We start from the raw sequence: 15407 nt of genomic DNA, 5'->3' as shown, positions 1-15407 counted from the left end.
CATACTCAGTATCTATGTCGATCAGGCACGGGCTGCTCGCACTGCTGAGCGGAGGACCCCGTTACGGCTACCAGTTGCGGGTGGAGTTCGAGGCGTCCACCGGGGCGACCTGGCCGCTGAACATCGGCCAGGTCTACACGACGCTGTCCCGCTTGGAGCGCGACGGCCTGGTGGCGCCAGGGGGCGCCGACGAGCAGGGCCGCGCGGTCTACACGATCACCGAGGCCGGCCGGGAGGAGCTGGAGCGATGGTTCAGCACCCCCGTCGCCCAGACCGACCGGCCTCGGGACGAGCTGGCCATCAAGATCGCGATGGCGGTCGCCGGTGACGTGGACGTGGCGGAGGTCATCCAGACCCAGCGCGTCGCCACCATGCGCGCCCTTCAGGAGCTCACCAGGGCCAAGCGCGCCGCGACCGCCGGGCTGGCGCGGCGGCTGGTCCTCGACGCTCAGATATTCAAGGCCGAGGCGGAGCAGCGCTGGCTGGACCACTGCGAGGCCGTATCCAAGGAGAAGACGTCATGACGGTGGTGAGTTTGCGGGACGTGACCCGCGAGCACGGTGAGGTGCGCGCCCTGGGAGGCGTGAGCCTGGACGTGTCGGCGGGTGAGCTCGTCGCGGTCATGGGGCCGTCCGGCTCGGGCAAGTCGACGCTGCTCAACGTGGCGGGCGGCCTCGACCGGCCCACGTCCGGGACGGTGACGATCGAGGGCGAGGACCTGGCGGCGGTCAAGGACCTCGCCGCGCTCAGGCGCACCAGCGTCGGGTACGTCTTCCAGGACCTCAACCTGATCCCGTCCCTGACCGCGGCCGAGAACGTGATGCTGCCGAGAGAGCTCGACGGCGTGCGCACCGGCCGGGCACGTGACGAGGCGCTGGCCGTCCTCGCCGAGGTGGGCGCGGCGGAGGTCGCCGACCGCTTCCCCGAGGAGCTGTCCGGCGGGCAGCGCCAGCGGGTGGCCATCGCCAGGGCGCTGACCGGCGAGCGGCGGCTGCTGCTGGCCGACGAGCCGACCGGCGCGCTCGACACGGCCACGGGCGACGAGATCCTCCAGTTGCTGCGCACCCGCTGCGACGAGGGGGCGGCCGTGCTGCTCGTCACCCACGAGCCGCGCTACGCCGGCTGGGCCGACCGGGTGATCTACCTGCGCGACGGCCGGATCGTGGAGTCGGGCGCCGTGCGGATGGAGAGCGCCAGATGAGCGCGTTCCGCGCCGCGCTGCGCATCTCCCGCAGGGACGCCCTGCGCGCCAAGGGCCGTACCGCGCTGATCATGGTGATGATCGGCCTGCCGGTCCTCGTCATCACGGCGATGTTCACCGGCTCCGCCACCACGAACGTCACCATGCGCGAGAAGCTCGGCTCCGTCCTGGGCGCGGCCGACGCCCGCATCGTCACCCGCCCGTTCCGCACCCGCGTCGAGCAGAACCCGGACGGAACGGGCATCGGCCAGCCGTCCGCAAAGCGCCGGGAGCGGCCGTGGACGCCCGGCGAGATCGGAGCCCTGCTCCCGGGCCGCCTGCTCCGCTACCAGGCCAACGTCGTGGAGGCCCGCCTGGCCGACGGCTTCGACCGGGTGGACGTGATGGAGGCCGATCTGCGCGACCCCATGACCGGCGGGATGCGCCGCCTGGTCGAGGGCAGGTTCGCCACCGCACCCGGCGAGGTCACGGTGTCACCCGAGCTGGTCGACCGGGGCGTGCGGATCGGCGACACGATCACGGTGTGGCGGCCGGACCGCACCGTGCGGGTGGTCGGCGTCGCCGAGCACCCGAACCGGCCGGGCGTCCTCGAGATGGTCGCGCTGCCGGAAGGGCTGCTCCCGCACCAGAACGACGGCAACGACAGCGGCTGGCTCATCGACACCGCGGCCCCCGTCCAGTGGTCCGACGTGCGGAGGCTCAACAAGGCGGGTCTGGCCGTCCAGTCCCGGGCGGTGATCGAGAGCTCCGACGCCGTCTCGTCCGGGCCCATGGACATGCACCGGCTGGTCCAGGTCGGCGTCTCCGTGCTGCTCGTCGTGACCGAGACGGTCCTGCTCGCGGGGCCGGCGTTCGCCGTCGGGCTGCGGCGCAGGCGCAGGGAGCTCGCCGTGATCGCCGCTCAAGGCGCCTCGGCGCGGCAGCTCAAGGCGATCGTGCTGGCCGACGGCCTGGTGCTGGGCGGCGCGGCGGCCCTGCTCGGGGGGCGCTCGGGATCGGCGCCGGGCTGCTGACGGAGTCGTACGCGGCCCGCTGGTCCGATTGGACGCACGGTCCCGCGGAGGTGCCGTGGGGACCGGTGCTCGGCGTGGCCGCCCTGGGCGTGGTCAGCGGGCTGACCGCGGCCGTCGTGCCCGCGATCCAGGCGAGCCGGCAGAGCCCCGTGCAGGTGCTGTCCGGACGCGCCGCCGTGGACCTGCCCGGCCGCGCGGGCCGGCCCGTGCTCGGCGCCGCGCTGGTGCTGCTGGGCCTGGCCGCGAACGCGTTCGCCCTGCACAGGGGCACGCTGTCCGTGCTGGTGGCCGCGGTGCCCCTGGTGTTCGGCCTGGTGGCGCTGGTGCCGTGGCTGGTCCAGGTCACCGGGCGGCTCGCCGGGCGGCTGCCGCTCCCGCTGCGCCTGTCCGTACGCGACGCGGCCCGCCACCGGGTCCGTACGTCCTCCGCCACCGCGGCGGTCATGGCGGCCACCATGGGAGTGGTGGCGGTCGGCATCGGCTTCCAGAGCCTCTACGCCCAGCGCGAGGCCGAGCGTCCCCTGGCCGTTCCGGCGGGCACCACGACCATCACCGCCGGGACCCTGGACGAGCAGAAGTGGGCCGCGCTGCGGGAGTTCGCGCGGGCGGAGCTGCGCGGGGCGAACCTGGTCAGCGGGCTGGCCGCGACGGACGCGCAGGGCAACAGCGTGACCGTGAGCGTCGCCTATCAGACCGTCCTCGCGGATGATCCCGCGCAGCACCGCTACTACGTCCCCATGCCTGTCGGCGACGCACGGCTGCTCGCCTTCCTCCAGGGCGGCCATGACGCGCGGGCCGCGGCGGCGCTGGCGGCCGGCCAGGTCGTGGTGTTCGATCCGAGCCTGGTGCGCGACGGCACGGTGGAGCTGCGGGCGAGCTGGGACGACGGCACGACGCCCGCCAGGACGTTGCGGGTGCCCGCCGTCGTGGCGCGGGCGGGGAGCGCCGCGCAGGGCGGTGCGCTGGTGCCGGAGCCGGTGCTGGCGCGGGCGGGGCTCAAGGCGGTGGAGCGCGTCCTCTACGCCGACGAGGTCCCCGCCGACCCATCGCGCCTGGACACCAAGGTGAGGGCCACGTTCGGGGATCGGGTCTTCTCCGTGGTGCAGGAGGGGCTCGACCGGTCCCATCTCATGGTCATGCTGATCCTGCTGGCGGCAGCGCTGGTCCTGGTGCTCGGCGGCACGTTCGCGGCCACCGGGCTGGCCGCCGCCGACATGCGCCAGGACCTCGACACCCTGTCGGCCGTCGGCGGGCCGCCGCTGGTCCGCCGGCTGGTGGTGGCCGCCCAGGCAGCCTGCGTCTCCGGCCTCGGCGCCCTGGTCGGCCTGGCCGGGGGGACCGTCAGCGGCATCGCGCTGACCTGGCCGCTGACCCGGTCGAGCGGCGCGGAGCTCCTCGACCCCGGGCCCACGGTGATCGCGATCCCGTGGGCGCTCCTGGCCTGGGTCGTGGTGGGACTGCCCGCGCTGGCGGCGCTGGTGGCCGGGCTCTGCGCGCGGACCCGGCCGGCGCTCGCCCGCCGGATGGCCTGAGCAGGTCGTGGGGCCCGACGTTCGCGGGCCCCACGGGTCAGTCCGTGACGCTCGCGCACACCACGTGCGCGCCGATCTCGATCATCCGGCGCTCGCTGCGCGTGTCCGCCACCCGGGCCATGAGGATCGGCGCACCGGAGGCCGCGAACTGCGGCAGGCGGGCGCGTACCAGGCGGTGCAGGTCGCGTACGACGTCCTCGGCGGCCGACATGTGCACCTTGACGTGCAGCATGATCCCGGGCGCCCCGGACGCCGTGCGCGCCTCGGAGATCCAGACGTGGTGCACGAGGGGGAAGTCCATGAGCAACTGCGCGATGGCCTGGCGCAGGGCGGGCAGGATCGGGTGGGTGCAGCGCCGGTAGCCGGGGTCGACCTGCTGCATGGGACCCGACAGGTGCGGGCGGGGCGCGGGCACCCAGGGCAGCGACGGCGCGTCGGGGGAGGGCGGCGCCACCTGGGCCAGCGCGGCACGGCGTGACACGGTCGCCATCGCGCCCGTCGCGTACGCGGCCGGCGCCGCCCCCGAGAGGACGGGCGTGGGCCCCGTGCGCGTCGAGGTGAGGAAGCGCTGGAGGTCGTCGATGGGCACGGCCGCGGCGGCTGGTCCGGCCGCGTCGATCACGATCTCCCGCACGCCGGTGACGCGCTGGATGTCCAGGATGGTGTCGGCGTCGCACGCCGACAGGGAATGACTGCCACGGTGCCTGGCGTAGGTGGCAGGGCCGGTGTAACCGAGCAACACCCGGTCACCGGCCTGTGTCGTCCCGAGGACGACTGAGCGATCACGACGCACTGCCACCAGGACTCCACCGTCGGCTAGAGCGCCCAGCAGGCGGTGTGGGGTGCCATGCTGTGCGAGCACGTCGGCAAGCGCAGGATTCCCGATGCTCATAAGACGAACCCTAGGTACTCGGCCACGGCTTATCAGGCTAATGGCCAATAAATCTCCCGATCAAGACAAAGATGTGTGCTGGATGGGTGACTTTCCGTCCCGGTGGGTACGGCCCAGCCGTCTCACATGCTGGGTGTCTCGTGAACGCGTTCACAAGCGGCGGATACACTCTGTGGGACCGCCGGGGGATCCGTGGACGTGTCCCCCGAAGCCCGCCGTGCCGTTTAAGGATCCACACCAGTGAACAAGCCCGTCGTTCTGGTCGCAGAAGAGCTGTCCGCGGCAGGCCTCGCCGTACTCGGGGCTGATTTCGAGGTCCGCCACACCGACGGCGCCGACCGTTCCCAGTTGCTGCCCGCCCTCGCCGACGTGGACGCCCTGATCGTCCGCTCCGCCACGCAGGTCGACGCCGAGGCCATCGCCGCGGCGCCCAAGCTGCGCGTGGTGGCCCGCGCCGGGGTCGGTCTCGACAACGTCGACGTCGAAGCCGCCACCAAGGCCGGGGTCATGGTCGTCAACGCGCCGACCTCCAACATCACCAGCGCCGCCGAGCAGACCGTCGCGCTCATCCTGGCCAGCGCGCGCAACACGGCCCAGGCCCACGCCGCGCTGAAGAACGGGGAGTGGAAGCGCTCCAAGTACACCGGTGTCGAGCTCGACGAGAAGGTCGTCGGCATCCTGGGCCTGGGCAAGATCGGCCAGCTCGTCGCGCAGCGGCTCCAGCCCTTCGGCGTCGAGCTGATCGCGTACGACCCCTACCTGCCGCCGGCCCGCGCCGCGCAGATGGGCGTCAAGCTCCTCAGCCTCGAAGAGGTGCTCAAGCAGGCCGACTTCATCACCGTCCACCTGCCCAAGTCCAAGGAGACCCTCGGCCTCATCGGTGACAGGGAGCTGCACCAGGTCAAGCCGTCGGTGCGGATCATCAACGTCGCCCGTGGCGGCATCGTGGACGAGGGTGCCCTCTACTCCGCGATCAAGGAGGGCCGCGTCGCCGGCGCCGGGCTCGACGTGTTCGCCAAGGAGCCGTGCACCGACAGCCCGCTGTTCGAGCTCGACCAGGTCGTCGTCACGCCGCACCTGGGCGCCTCCACGCACGAGGCCCAGGAGAAGGCCGGCACCCAGGTCGCGCGGAGCGTGAAGCTGGCGCTCGCGGGCGAGTTCGTGCCCGACGCCGTCAACGTCCAGGGCGGCGTGGTGGCCGAGGACGTCAAGCCGGGCCTCCCGCTGGCCGAGAAGCTGGGCCGGGTGTTCACCGCGCTGGCCGGCGAGGTGGCCACCAAGCTCGACATCGAGGTGCGCGGCGAGATCGCGTCCGAGGACGTCAGGGTGATCGAGCTGGCCGCCCTCAAGGGCGTGTTCGCCGACGTGATCGAGGAGCAGGTCACGTACGTCAACGCGCCGCTGCTGGCCAAGGACCGTGGCCTCACCGTCGAGCTGGTCACCAGCTCGGACAGCCCCGACTGGCGCAACGTGGTGACCGTGCGCGGCCTGCTCGCCGACGGCCGCCAGGTCTCGGTGTCCGGTACACTGTCCGGCCCCCGGCAGATCACCAAGATCGTCGAGGTCAACGGCTACGAGATGGAGATCGAGCCGACGGCGCACCTGTGCTTCTTCACCTACACCGACCGTCCCGGCATCGTCGGCGTGGTCGGCCGCCTCCTCGGGGAGCACAACGTCAACATCGCCTCGATGCAGGTGGCCCGCTCCACCAAGGGCGGCAAGGCGCTCATCGCGCTGACCGTCGACTCCGCGATCCCGGCCGAGGTGGCCGACCAGATCGTGGCCGAGATCGGCGCCGAGAGCGGCCGTTCGGTGGACCTGGAGGACTGACCGCCACCCTGCTCGTACGCTGGGCTCGGCTCTGGGGCCGCCTTCCGGATCGACCGGAGGGCGGCCCCTTTGCCGTCTCAGCATACGAGATACTAGGACATCCAACGAGATTGCTGAGGTACTGTTGCACGTAATGCGCCAGGTGCTCGTACTTATTACCTGCCGCGGCGGGGCCTGTTAGGGCAGGTCGACGACCCGCCGCGGTGAGTGGCGACGTGTCGACCGTTAAGTCCCTTCCCTGGATCGCTCGCGAATCGAGATGAGTCACACATGTACGAGATGTATGCCTGGAACTCTTCGGAAGAGCACGAGGACGAGGCCGCGCAGGCCCTGCAGACCGCGTTGGACCGCAGGGACAACGGCGGCGCCCCGCAGGGCTTTGGCCGGTAGCAGAGCGCGCGCCGGAGCGGGTCATGGGACGGCGAAGAGCGTGAGACGACTGTCCCAAAAATTGAGATGATGTGTTCGTCAGTCGAGACAAGGCGGTAAGGTACGGCCCATGGAGTCGCGTAACATCCGTCTGGCAGTCATCCCTGGTGACGGCATCGGCACCGAGGTCGTGGCCGAGGGCCTGAAGGTCCTGGAGGCCGTGGGCACCAAGATCGAGCCCACCCACTACGACCTGGGAGCCGCACGCTATCACCGCACCGGCGAGACCCTGCCCGACGCGGTGCTGGAGGAGCTGCGCGGCTACGACGCGATCCTCCTCGGCGCCGTGGGCGACCCCAGCGTGCCGCCCGGCATCCTCGAGCGCGACCTGCTGCTCAGGTTGCGCTTCGAGTTCGACCACTACGTCAACCTGCGCCCCGTCAAGCTGTTCCCCGGCGTGGAGACCCCGCTGGCCGACACGGCCGCCGAGGACATCGACATGATCGTCATCCGCGAGGGCACCGAGGGGCTCTACGCGGGCACGGGCGGCGTCATGCGGCGCGGCACCCCGCACGAGATCGCCACCCAGGAGTCGCTCAACACCGCCCACGGCGTCGAGCGCGTCGTGCGCTACGCGTTCGAGAAGGCGCAGTCGCGTCCCCGCAAGAAGCTGACGCTCGTCCACAAGACCAACGTCCTCACCTACGCCGGCGACCTGTGGCAGCGCACGGTCAACCGGGTGGCGCAGGAGTTCCCCGAGGTCGCCACCGACTACTGCCACATCGACGCGGCCTCCATGTTCTTCGTGAGCCAGCCCGAGAGGTTCGACGTGGTCGTCACCGACAACCTGTTCGGCGACATCATCACCGACCTCGGCGCGGCCATCGCCGGCGGCATCGGCCTGGCCGCCAGCGGCAACATCAACCCCGAGCGCAGCGCGCCCAGCATGTTCGAGCCGGTGCACGGCAGCGCGCCCGACATCGCCGGCCAGGGCAAGGCCGACCCGACGGCGACGATCCTGTCCGTCGCCATGCTGCTCGACCACCTCGGCCTGCACGCCGAGGCGGCCAGGGTCGAGCAGGCGGTCGCCGACGACATCCTCGAGCGGCTGACCGGCTGGGCCGGTCGCACCACCCACGAGGTCGGTGACGACATCACCGCGCGAGTATCCGGCTAGGGACCGCCCAGCCCCGTACGCGCCTGGTGGTCCGGAGAGGACCGCCAGGCGCTTTTTGGTGTCCGAACGGCCAAACCACCCCATCGGCCGCTTGTCATCCCATATAGCGAGACAATAAGAAGTACGCGGGCTGTCTCCCGAGGCAGCGCCGCCCACCACAGCGTAGAGAAAAGGACCTCCGTCATGGCCATCGCTCAGAAGCTCAGCTTCGACGTGCAGCTATCCGACCACGCTCGCACCGCGGCCGAGCGGGAGCAGGTACTGGCGAACCCCGGATTCGGGCAGATCTTCACGGATCACATGATCTCGATCGACTACACCGAGGGGGAGGGGTGGCACGACGCCAGGCTCATGCCGTACGGACCGCTCTCGCTCGATCCGGCCACCTCGGTCTTCCACTACGCGCAGGAGCTGTTCGAGGGGCTCAAGGCGTATCGCCAGGCCAACGGGTCGATCGTGACGTTCCGCCCGTACGCGAACGCCGCCCGGTTCAACCGCTCGGCCGCCCGGATGGCCATGCCCGAGCTGCCCGAGGAGACGTTCGTGGAGTCGCTGGAGCTCCTCGTCGACACCGACAGGGAGTGGGTGCCCACGACCGAGGGCCACAGCCTCTACCTGCGGCCCTTCATGATCGCGACCCAGGCGGGGCTGGGCGTCAACTACCCGTCCAAGTCGTACAAGTACATGGTCATCGCCTCCCCGGCGGCCTCGTACTTCACCGGCGGCGTCAAGCCCGTCTCGGTGTGGCTGTCCACCGAGTACACCCGGGCCGCCCCGGGCGGCACGGGCTTCGCCAAGTGCGGCGGCAACTACGCGGCCGCCTTCGTGGCGCAGCGGCAGGCCGTGGCCAACGGCTGCGACCAGGTGGTCTGGCTGGACGCCCACGAGCACAAGTACGTCGAGGAGATGGGCGGGATGAACCTGTTCTTCGTCTTCGGCGACAAGCTCGTCACGCCCGCCCTGACCGGCACCCTGCTGCCCGGCATCACCAGGGACTCGATCCTGGAGTTGGCCGGCGACCTCGGCCTGGAGACCGAGGAGCGCCTCATCTCGACCGAGGAGTGGCAGGCGGGGTGCGAGTCGGGAGAGCTCACCGAGGTGTTCGCGTGCGGGACGGCGGCCGTCGTGACGCCGGTCGGCTCCGTCAAGGGCACCGACCGCTCCTGGTCCGTCGCCGACGGCGCGCCCGGCCCCGTGACGATGCGGGTGCGTGAAGAGCTGGTGGGCATCCAGTACGGCTCCCGCCCCGACCAGCACGGCTGGGTTCACAAGATCGCCTAGCCGGCACCGGCCGGGTCTCCGCGGGGGCCCGGCTAGTTCTTCCTGATCAGGGTCATCCCGTCAGCGACCGGCAGCATGAGCACGGTCACCCGCGGATCCTCCCTCACCAGGTCGTTGAACTGCCTGATCTGCACGGTCGTCTCCTCCTCGTGCGCCGGGTCGGCCACGTAGCCCCTGCGCAGCGTGTTGTCGGCCACGATCAGCCCGCCGGGCCGCAACCGCTCCATGATCAGCTCGTAGTAGCCGGGGTAGTTGCCCTTGTCGGCGTCGAGGAAGGCCAGGTCGACGGGCTGGTCGAAGCCGGCCAGCGTCTCCAGCGCGGGCCCGAGCGTGAGCGTCACCCGGTCCGCCACCCCCGCCTCGCCCCAGTAGCGGCGGGCGACGGACGTCCACTCCTCGCTCACGTCGAAGCAGTACAGCCGCCCGCCCGACAGCCCCCTGGCGATGCACACGGACGAGTAGCCGGTGAACGTGCCCACCTCCACGACCACCTGCGGCGCCACCAACTGGGTGATCATGGTGAGGAAGGTCCCCTGGTCGGGGGAGATCTGCATGCCCGCGGCGTCGCCGGTGGCCTCGGCCGTCTCCTCCGCCAGCTTCTCCAGCAGGGCGTCGGGCGGGGTGGAGTGGTCGAAGACGTACCGGGCGACGGCGGGGTCGAGGAGATAAGCCTTCATGCGGCCCTTCTTTCCGGATCAGGTAGTGTCTGCGCGATCAATGAGGTGAGAGTGGGCTGATGATGAAGCGGTTGCTGGCCGTCGCGCTCGCGTGCGCGGCCATTGTCGTACTCGGGGTGCTGGCGTTCTCTGAGCCGAGCGAGTCGTCGGGCGGGGTGCGGCTGGCCCGGCAGGTGGACGGGTCGATGGTGCTGGCCGACAGGTCGAGTCACGCTCCCGTGCTCGACCTGTACGAGGACTTCGACTGTCCCGTCTGCAAGGAGCTGCACTCAAGGGTAGACGCGACGATCAGGAAGCTCGCCATGGAGGGCTTGGTCAAGGTCGTCTACCACCCGGTGACGATCTTCAAGGACGAGCCCATGCGCTCCAACTCCATCCGCGCCGCCGCTGCCGCGCGCTGCGTCCCCGAGGAGAACTGGCTCGCCTTCAGGGACGAGCTGTACGCCATGCAGCCCGCGCCGCACGGCCAGGCGTCCGGGTTCGACGTCGAGGACCTCGTCAAAGCGGCCAGGCAGGCGGGCGCGTCGGTGGACCAGTGCGTCAGGTCGCAGTCGTACGCGGAGGCCCACCTGGCCGAGACCGCGAAGATCCGCCTCCAGGGCACGCCCACGGTGCTGCTCGACGGGCGGATGCTGGGCAACGAGGCGTTCGATGCGACGCTGCTGGAGCGGGCCATCACCGGCGGCGACGGCGTCGCGGTGTGACACCGTCCCACGACATGAGATCGATGTGCCAGATGGTGAATCGATATGGCAGACTGGGCGGCATCATGTTCTACGGTCTGCTCATTATCGGCAGGCGCGCTGGCTGACAAAGGGACACCGCCAGCGCGCAGACCTCTCACGTCCGTGAGGGGTCTTTTTGCTTTCCAGAGCACGTTCGTTCGAGAGAAGAGACTGATGGCCGACGACCGCTTCCACGTATACGACACGACATTGCGAGACGGCGCCCAGCAGGAGGGGCTCAACCTCACTGTCGCCGACAAGATCGCCGTCGCGCGCCACCTGGACGGCCTGGGCGTCGGCTTCATCGAAGGGGGCTGGCCCGGCGCCAACCCCAAGGACACAGAGTTCTTCAGGCGGGCCCGAACAGAGCTCGACCTGAAGCACGCGCAACTCGCCGCGTTCGGTGCGACCCGCCGGGCCGGCGTCAAGGCAGCCGACGACCCATTGGTGGCCGCGTTGCGCGAATCCGGCGCGCCGGTCGTGACCCTTGTCGCCAAGAGCCACGACCGGCACGTGGAGCTGGCTCTCCGCACGACTCTCCAGGAGAACCTCGCGATGATCCGCGACACGGTCTCCCACCTCCGTGCGGAGGGCCAGCGAGTCTTCCTCGACGCCGAGCACTTCTTCGACGGCTACAGGTCCAACCCAGCCTACGCGCTGGAGGTCCTCAGAACCGCCGCCGAAGCCGGGGCCGACGTCATCGCCCTGTGCGACACCAACGGCGGCATGCTGCCCGACGAGCTGGCCGACATCGTCCACGAGGCCGTCCAGTCAGGTGCCCGGCTCGGCATCCACTGCCACGACGACACCGGCTGCGCCGTCGCCAACACCCTGGCCGCCGTCAAGGCCGGCGCCACCCACGTCCAGGGCTGCGCCAACGGCTACGGCGAGCGCTCCGGCAACGCCAACCTCTTCACCGTCGTCGCCAACCTCCAGCTCAAGCGCGGCTTCGACCTCGTGCCGCCGGGCGCCCTCGCCGACATGACGCGCATCGCCCACGCCATCACCGAAGTCACCAACGTCACCCCCAACTCCCACGCCCCCTACGTCGGCGCCTCCGCCTTCGCCCACAAGGCCGGCCTGCACGCCAGCGCCATCAAGGTCGACCCCAACCTCTACCAGCACATCGACCCGGCCGCCGTCGGCAACGACATGCGCATGCTCGTCTCCGACATGGCCGGCCGCGCCTCGGTCGAGCTCAAGGGCCGCGAACTCGGCTACGACCTCACCCCCGACAACACCAAGGCCCTGGTGGAGCGGGTCAAGGACCTGGAGTCGCGGGGCTTCACCTTCGAGGCCGCGGACGCCTCGTTCGAGCTGCTGCTCCGCGACACCCTGCACGGGCAGCGCCGCCGCCACTTCGAGGTCGAGTCCTGGCGCGTCATCGTCGAGCGCACGAAGGGCGGCGAGCTGGTCAGCGAGGCCACCGTCAAGCTCCACGCCAAGGGCGAGCGCATCGTCGCCACCGGCGAGGGCAACGGCCCCGTGAACGCCCTCGACAAGGCGGTCCGGCTGGCGCTGGAGCAGCTCTACCCCGACCTGGCGAGGCTGGAGCTGGTGGACTACAAGGTCCGCATACTGGAGGGCACCCACGGCACGGACGCCGTCACCCGCGTCCTCATCACCTCCAGCGACGACACCTCCGACTGGGCCACGGTGGGGGTGGCCGAGAACATCATCGACGCCTCCTGGCAGGCGTTGGAGCAGGCGGTCACGTACGGCCTCCTCAAAGCCGGCCACGAAACCGACTAGAACTCCGGGGAGAACCGCAAGGTCCTCCGCAACGGGACGCGCTGCGCGCGAGAAAGCTCCGGGCAGCGCCTCCCAGGGGGCTCCGCCCCCTTCGACCCCCCGAAGCCCCGCTCGCTCCGCTCGCCATCCCCACCCGTTGCCCGGTTACCGGCTGGGCCTGCTGGAGCCCGCCCCGAGCGGTTCTTGCCGACGCTCAGCTGCCGGGCCAGGGGCTTCGGTCCGGAATGGCGTGAAGAACAGCGCTGCCCGTTGGGCCGAATTCAGGCCGACGTTCTGGCCCGGTGGGCGGGGTTCGACTCTCCGCTGCCGCGCGACTGCCGTACCTCGGGCAGGTTGTGAACAACCTCTTCGATCTCGTCTCATGAGACGTGTCCTCGTCCTGGTCCAGCGACAGCTCAATGAGCGTCAGCGGCTTGCTCACCGGTACCCCTTCCCTTCGAGTGGCGCGCACAGGTGGTTCCCGCTGATCATCGCCGTCAGACGATCGTCGCGGCCTCGGAGAGGATGAGGCCTCGACGGTGATCACTTCGAGCGTGATGTCGAAGGCAGCCCTGAACCTCGCAACTTAATGGCTCGTCCCGGCCGTCAGGCGACAGATAGGGTGTTCTGCCGTGCAGGACGAGGTCTACCGCTACAACGTGGAACGCTGGGAAGCCCTGGTGGCGGCGGACGCGTTGTTCACCCGCCCCATGCTCGACCTGGACACGGGGAAGGCCCAGGCCTATCTGGGCCTGACAAGGCTGGGCATCCCGGACGACCTGGCGGGCCGAAAGGTGCTCTGCCTGGCGGGAGGAGGCGGGCAGCAGTCCGCCGCCTTCGCCCTGCTCGGAGCCGACGTGACGGTCTTCGACATCTCGCCGGGGCAGCTGGAGCGCGACCGCCTGGCCGCCGAGCACTACGGCGTGGGCATCCGCACGATCCAGGGAGACATGCGGGACCTGTCGGCGCTCGACGACTCGTCGTTCGACCTGGTCTGGCATCCGTACTCGCTGACGTTCGTCCCCGACTCCCGGATCGTCTTCCGCGAGGTCGCGCGGGTCGTCAGAACAGGCGGCCACTACTACCTGATGTGCGCCAACCCGTTCTTCTCCGGCCTCACTCACGACTCGTACAACGGAGAGGGCTACACGCTGCGGCAGCCCTACACGGACGAGGCCGCGACCAGCTATCCCGACCAGGACTGGGTCTACGGCCGCGAGCCGGACGGCCGCCAGATCAGCGAACCCAGGGAGTACCGGCAGACACTGGGCCGGATCGTCAACAGCCTGATCGGTGAAGGCTTCACGCTGACGCACCTGTCCGAAGTCCGGAGCGACCACCCCGATGCGGAGCCGGGCAGTTGGGCGCACTTCGCGACGGTGGCCCCGCCGTGGCTGGAATTCGTCTGGAAGTACGGGCCCGGCGTCTCGGGAGCGTCCGCGTGATCAGGCCCGTACGACGGCCGGGGGCTGCCAGGAGCCGTCGATGATGCTTGCGTCGGGCCAGTACGCGCGCAGGTAGAGGGTGAATTCCTCAGCCGGTGCGGGGAGCCAGTTGGCGTGGCGTTCCGGGGCCCTCGGTTCGTCGCCGCCCACGGTCAGGGTGAGCGAGCCGCCGTCGCCGTAGGCGAGGTGCTTGTTCTTCGTGCCGAGGGAGAAGCGGTTGAGCTCGTTCGGGTGGAAGAAGTGGTGCTTGTTGTAAATCGTCAGTGACCAGAATCCGCGCACCGGAGGCACCTGCCCGGCCTCGAACCGCACGGTGTAGGTGTGCGAACCGTTGAGGCGTTCGCCCCGGTCGTCGAGGTCCTGGTAGAAGTAGGCCGTCTCGTTGGCCGTGTTGACGAAGATGTTCGACTTCGCGACCGCGGTCCGCATCAGGTAATCGGTGCCGAACGCCGTGCCGGAGCGCTGCGTGGTCCAGTTCCGGGCGACCGGGATGCCGTAGTTGCGGAATTCGAACAGGTCGCCGACCACGGCATCGGCGTCGGCCGCCGCCTGCTTCAAGGCCGCGGCGATCTTCGGGTCATGTGCCGCTGACCGGAGCACGGAACGGAACCAGTCGTACGTCGCCTGCTCGCCGGGCAGCGGCGGGACCTCGTCGAGGACCTCACCGAGGACGTCGAAGAACGTGGCCGGATCGACCCATCGGGTCTCGCCCCCGTCCCCCGTCGCACCTGCCTGGCCGTACGAGGGGGCCTTGCCCCAGTCGACCACCTTCATCGTGCCGTCGTACTCCGCCAGCGGATACATGCTGATCCGGTCGACCAGCGGCCGCACCGCCGCCCGATCCTCCGCCGTGTCGTCGAGGAAGACCCGGGGGATCACGACCGCGCCCCGCGTGTCGTAGCGGAACACACCGGCGATGCCTTCGGGCACATCGCCGTCCCAGCGGGTCGGCGCGAGCAGGTAGTGGCCGGGCTTGGTGCCGTACATCGCCCCCGGTTCGGCGAACGAATCGGTCCGCTGGTCCACCGCCTGGTAGACCCATAACCGGTCGCCGAAGTCGGGGACCTGCACCACGGAGGGTCCGCGCTCGGCGTCGAGCGTCCCGAAGCCGTAGGCCACATCCTGGTTCGGGCAGGCGACTATCCGCTCCTCGGGCCTGATGTAGTCGCGGAGCATCCCGATCGTCCCGGGAGGGCCCGCCGGCACGATGCCCGCCAGGAGGCCCGGTCCAGGCAGTTGCTCCATGGACACGCGCCGGTTGTGCATGTTCACCAGCGGCCAACCCCACAGGTAGGCCGCATGTCCCACGGTCGCCGCGTACCTCTGGGTCATCCTCAGGCCGCCCAGCGCGGTCGAACCCGTCATCGCCCGTCCCCCTGGAGGTCGATCTTGCCCCTACCTCGGAGTTTATGGGCGCTGATCGAGCGCCTTGATGGTTGCCTGCCTCAGGCGTGTCGGACTGGGGCGGCCGTCCGCCGGGTTTCGGCAAGGTTGTCCCAGCCGAGAGCCACAAGTGCCGCGAATGCCCAGCGCG

General features: G+C 70.3%; 13 protein-coding genes. 10 read left to right on the top strand and 3 right to left on the bottom strand.

Annotated features, from left to right (window positions below):
- The first annotated feature begins 14 nt into the window (after positions 1 to 14).
- The 4 genes from FH608_RS20870 to FH608_RS20855 are packed head-to-tail and all read left to right on the top strand — an operon-like array spanning position 15 to position 3746.
- Complete coding sequence (locus FH608_RS20870) at positions 15 to 524, top strand: PadR family transcriptional regulator (RefSeq protein ID WP_139632222.1); 510 nt, start codon at positions 15 to 17, stop codon at positions 522 to 524.
- On the top strand, positions 521 to 1201 hold the full coding sequence (locus FH608_RS20865; protein ID WP_139632221.1) for an ABC transporter ATP-binding protein: 681 nt from the start codon (positions 521 to 523) through the stop codon (positions 1199 to 1201). Before FH608_RS20870 ends, FH608_RS20865 begins: the two co-directional genes overlap by 4 nt.
- Complete coding sequence (locus FH608_RS20860) at positions 1198 to 2214, top strand: ABC transporter permease family protein (RefSeq protein WP_139632220.1); 1017 nt, start codon at positions 1198 to 1200, stop codon at positions 2212 to 2214. The genes FH608_RS20865 and FH608_RS20860 overlap by 4 nt, the downstream gene beginning before the upstream one ends.
- Before the next feature lie 50 nt (positions 2215 to 2264).
- Entirely contained in the window at positions 2265 to 3746 is a 1482-nt protein-coding gene (locus tag FH608_RS20855) for a hypothetical protein (protein ID WP_139632219.1), read from the top strand.
- A gap of 37 nt (positions 3747 to 3783) precedes the next feature.
- On the opposite strand, the gene FH608_RS20850 is transcribed toward FH608_RS20855, so the two are convergent.
- On the bottom strand, positions 3784 to 4545 hold the full coding sequence (locus FH608_RS20850; RefSeq protein WP_226899730.1) for a hypothetical protein: 762 nt from the start codon (positions 4543 to 4545) through the stop codon (positions 3784 to 3786).
- A 333-nt stretch (positions 4546 to 4878) separates the two neighbouring features.
- Here FH608_RS20850 and serA point away from each other — a divergent pair, with 333 nt between their 5' ends.
- From serA to FH608_RS20835, 3 genes are all read left to right on the top strand, one after another.
- Positions 4879 to 6468 carry a phosphoglycerate dehydrogenase gene (gene serA / locus FH608_RS20845; protein ID WP_139632217.1) on the top strand — a complete coding sequence of 530 codons (1590 nt, stop codon included), beginning with the start codon at positions 4879 to 4881 and terminating at the stop codon, positions 6466 to 6468.
- Between the two features lie 499 nt (positions 6469 to 6967).
- Complete coding sequence (locus FH608_RS20840) at positions 6968 to 8014, top strand: 3-isopropylmalate dehydrogenase (RefSeq protein WP_139632216.1); 1047 nt, start codon at positions 6968 to 6970, stop codon at positions 8012 to 8014.
- A gap of 183 nt (positions 8015 to 8197) precedes the next feature.
- Positions 8198 to 9295, top strand: coding sequence for a branched-chain amino acid aminotransferase (locus FH608_RS20835; protein ID WP_139632215.1), 1098 nt, complete (start codon positions 8198 to 8200; stop codon positions 9293 to 9295).
- 32 nt (positions 9296 to 9327) lie between these two features.
- Here the strand turns inward: FH608_RS20835 and FH608_RS20830 are convergent, their stop codons facing one another.
- The gene (locus FH608_RS20830; RefSeq protein ID WP_139632214.1) at positions 9328 to 9972 is read right to left on the bottom strand and encodes an O-methyltransferase; all 645 of its coding nucleotides are present in this window, start codon (positions 9970 to 9972) and stop codon (positions 9328 to 9330) included.
- A gap of 59 nt (positions 9973 to 10031) precedes the next feature.
- On the opposite strand from FH608_RS20830, the gene FH608_RS20825 reads away from it, so the two are divergent.
- The 3 genes from FH608_RS20825 (at position 10032) to FH608_RS20815 (ending at position 13873) form a co-directional block, all read left to right on the top strand.
- A complete protein-coding gene (locus FH608_RS20825; RefSeq protein WP_139632213.1) occupies positions 10032 to 10676 on the top strand; it encodes a DsbA family protein in 645 nt (214 codons plus the stop codon).
- Positions 10677 to 10871: 195 nt separating this feature from the next.
- Complete coding sequence (gene cimA, locus FH608_RS20820; RefSeq protein WP_139632212.1) at positions 10872 to 12449, top strand: citramalate synthase; 1578 nt, start codon at positions 10872 to 10874, stop codon at positions 12447 to 12449.
- 611 nt (positions 12450 to 13060) lie between these two features.
- Complete coding sequence (locus tag FH608_RS20815; protein WP_139632211.1) at positions 13061 to 13873, top strand: class I SAM-dependent methyltransferase; 813 nt, start codon at positions 13061 to 13063, stop codon at positions 13871 to 13873.
- Here FH608_RS20815 and FH608_RS20810 read toward each other — a convergent pair whose 3' ends face one another.
- Positions 13874 to 15238 carry a DUF1254 domain-containing protein gene (locus FH608_RS20810; protein WP_139632210.1) on the bottom strand — a complete coding sequence of 455 codons (1365 nt, stop codon included), beginning with the start codon at positions 15236 to 15238 and terminating at the stop codon, positions 13874 to 13876. It abuts the gene before it with no gap.
- Positions 15239 to 15407: the final 169 nt, after the last annotated feature.

This window comes from Nonomuraea phyllanthi (assembly GCF_006334985.2).
GTDB classification, from domain to species: Bacteria; Actinomycetota; Actinomycetes; order Streptosporangiales; family Streptosporangiaceae; genus Nonomuraea; species Nonomuraea phyllanthi.
Note: the sequence above shows the minus strand (reverse complement) of the source record. Positions and strands in the feature narration are given on the sequence as shown.

Bases quoted from the DNA above. Each gene is read 5' to 3' on its own strand.
- FH608_RS20870 (WP_139632222.1), top strand. From the start codon at position 15: ATGTCGATCAGGCACGGGCTGCTCGCACTGCTGAGCGGAGGACCCCGT.
- FH608_RS20865 (WP_139632221.1), top strand. From the start codon at position 521: ATGACGGTGGTGAGTTTGCGGGACGTGACCCGCGAGCACGGTGAGGTG.
- FH608_RS20860 (WP_139632220.1), top strand. From the start codon at position 1,198: ATGAGCGCGTTCCGCGCCGCGCTGCGCATCTCCCGCAGGGACGCCCTG.
- FH608_RS20840 (WP_139632216.1), top strand. From the start codon at position 6,968: ATGGAGTCGCGTAACATCCGTCTGGCAGTCATCCCTGGTGACGGCATC.
- FH608_RS20835 (WP_139632215.1), top strand. From the start codon at position 8,198: ATGGCCATCGCTCAGAAGCTCAGCTTCGACGTGCAGCTATCCGACCAC.
- FH608_RS20830 (WP_139632214.1), bottom strand. From the start codon at position 9,972: ATGAAGGCTTATCTCCTCGACCCCGCCGTCGCCCGGTACGTCTTCGAC.
- FH608_RS20825 (WP_139632213.1), top strand. From the start codon at position 10,032: ATGATGAAGCGGTTGCTGGCCGTCGCGCTCGCGTGCGCGGCCATTGTC.
- cimA (WP_139632212.1), top strand. From the start codon at position 10,872: ATGGCCGACGACCGCTTCCACGTATACGACACGACATTGCGAGACGGC.
- FH608_RS20810 (WP_139632210.1), bottom strand. From the start codon at position 15,238: ATGACGGGTTCGACCGCGCTGGGCGGCCTGAGGATGACCCAGAGGTAC.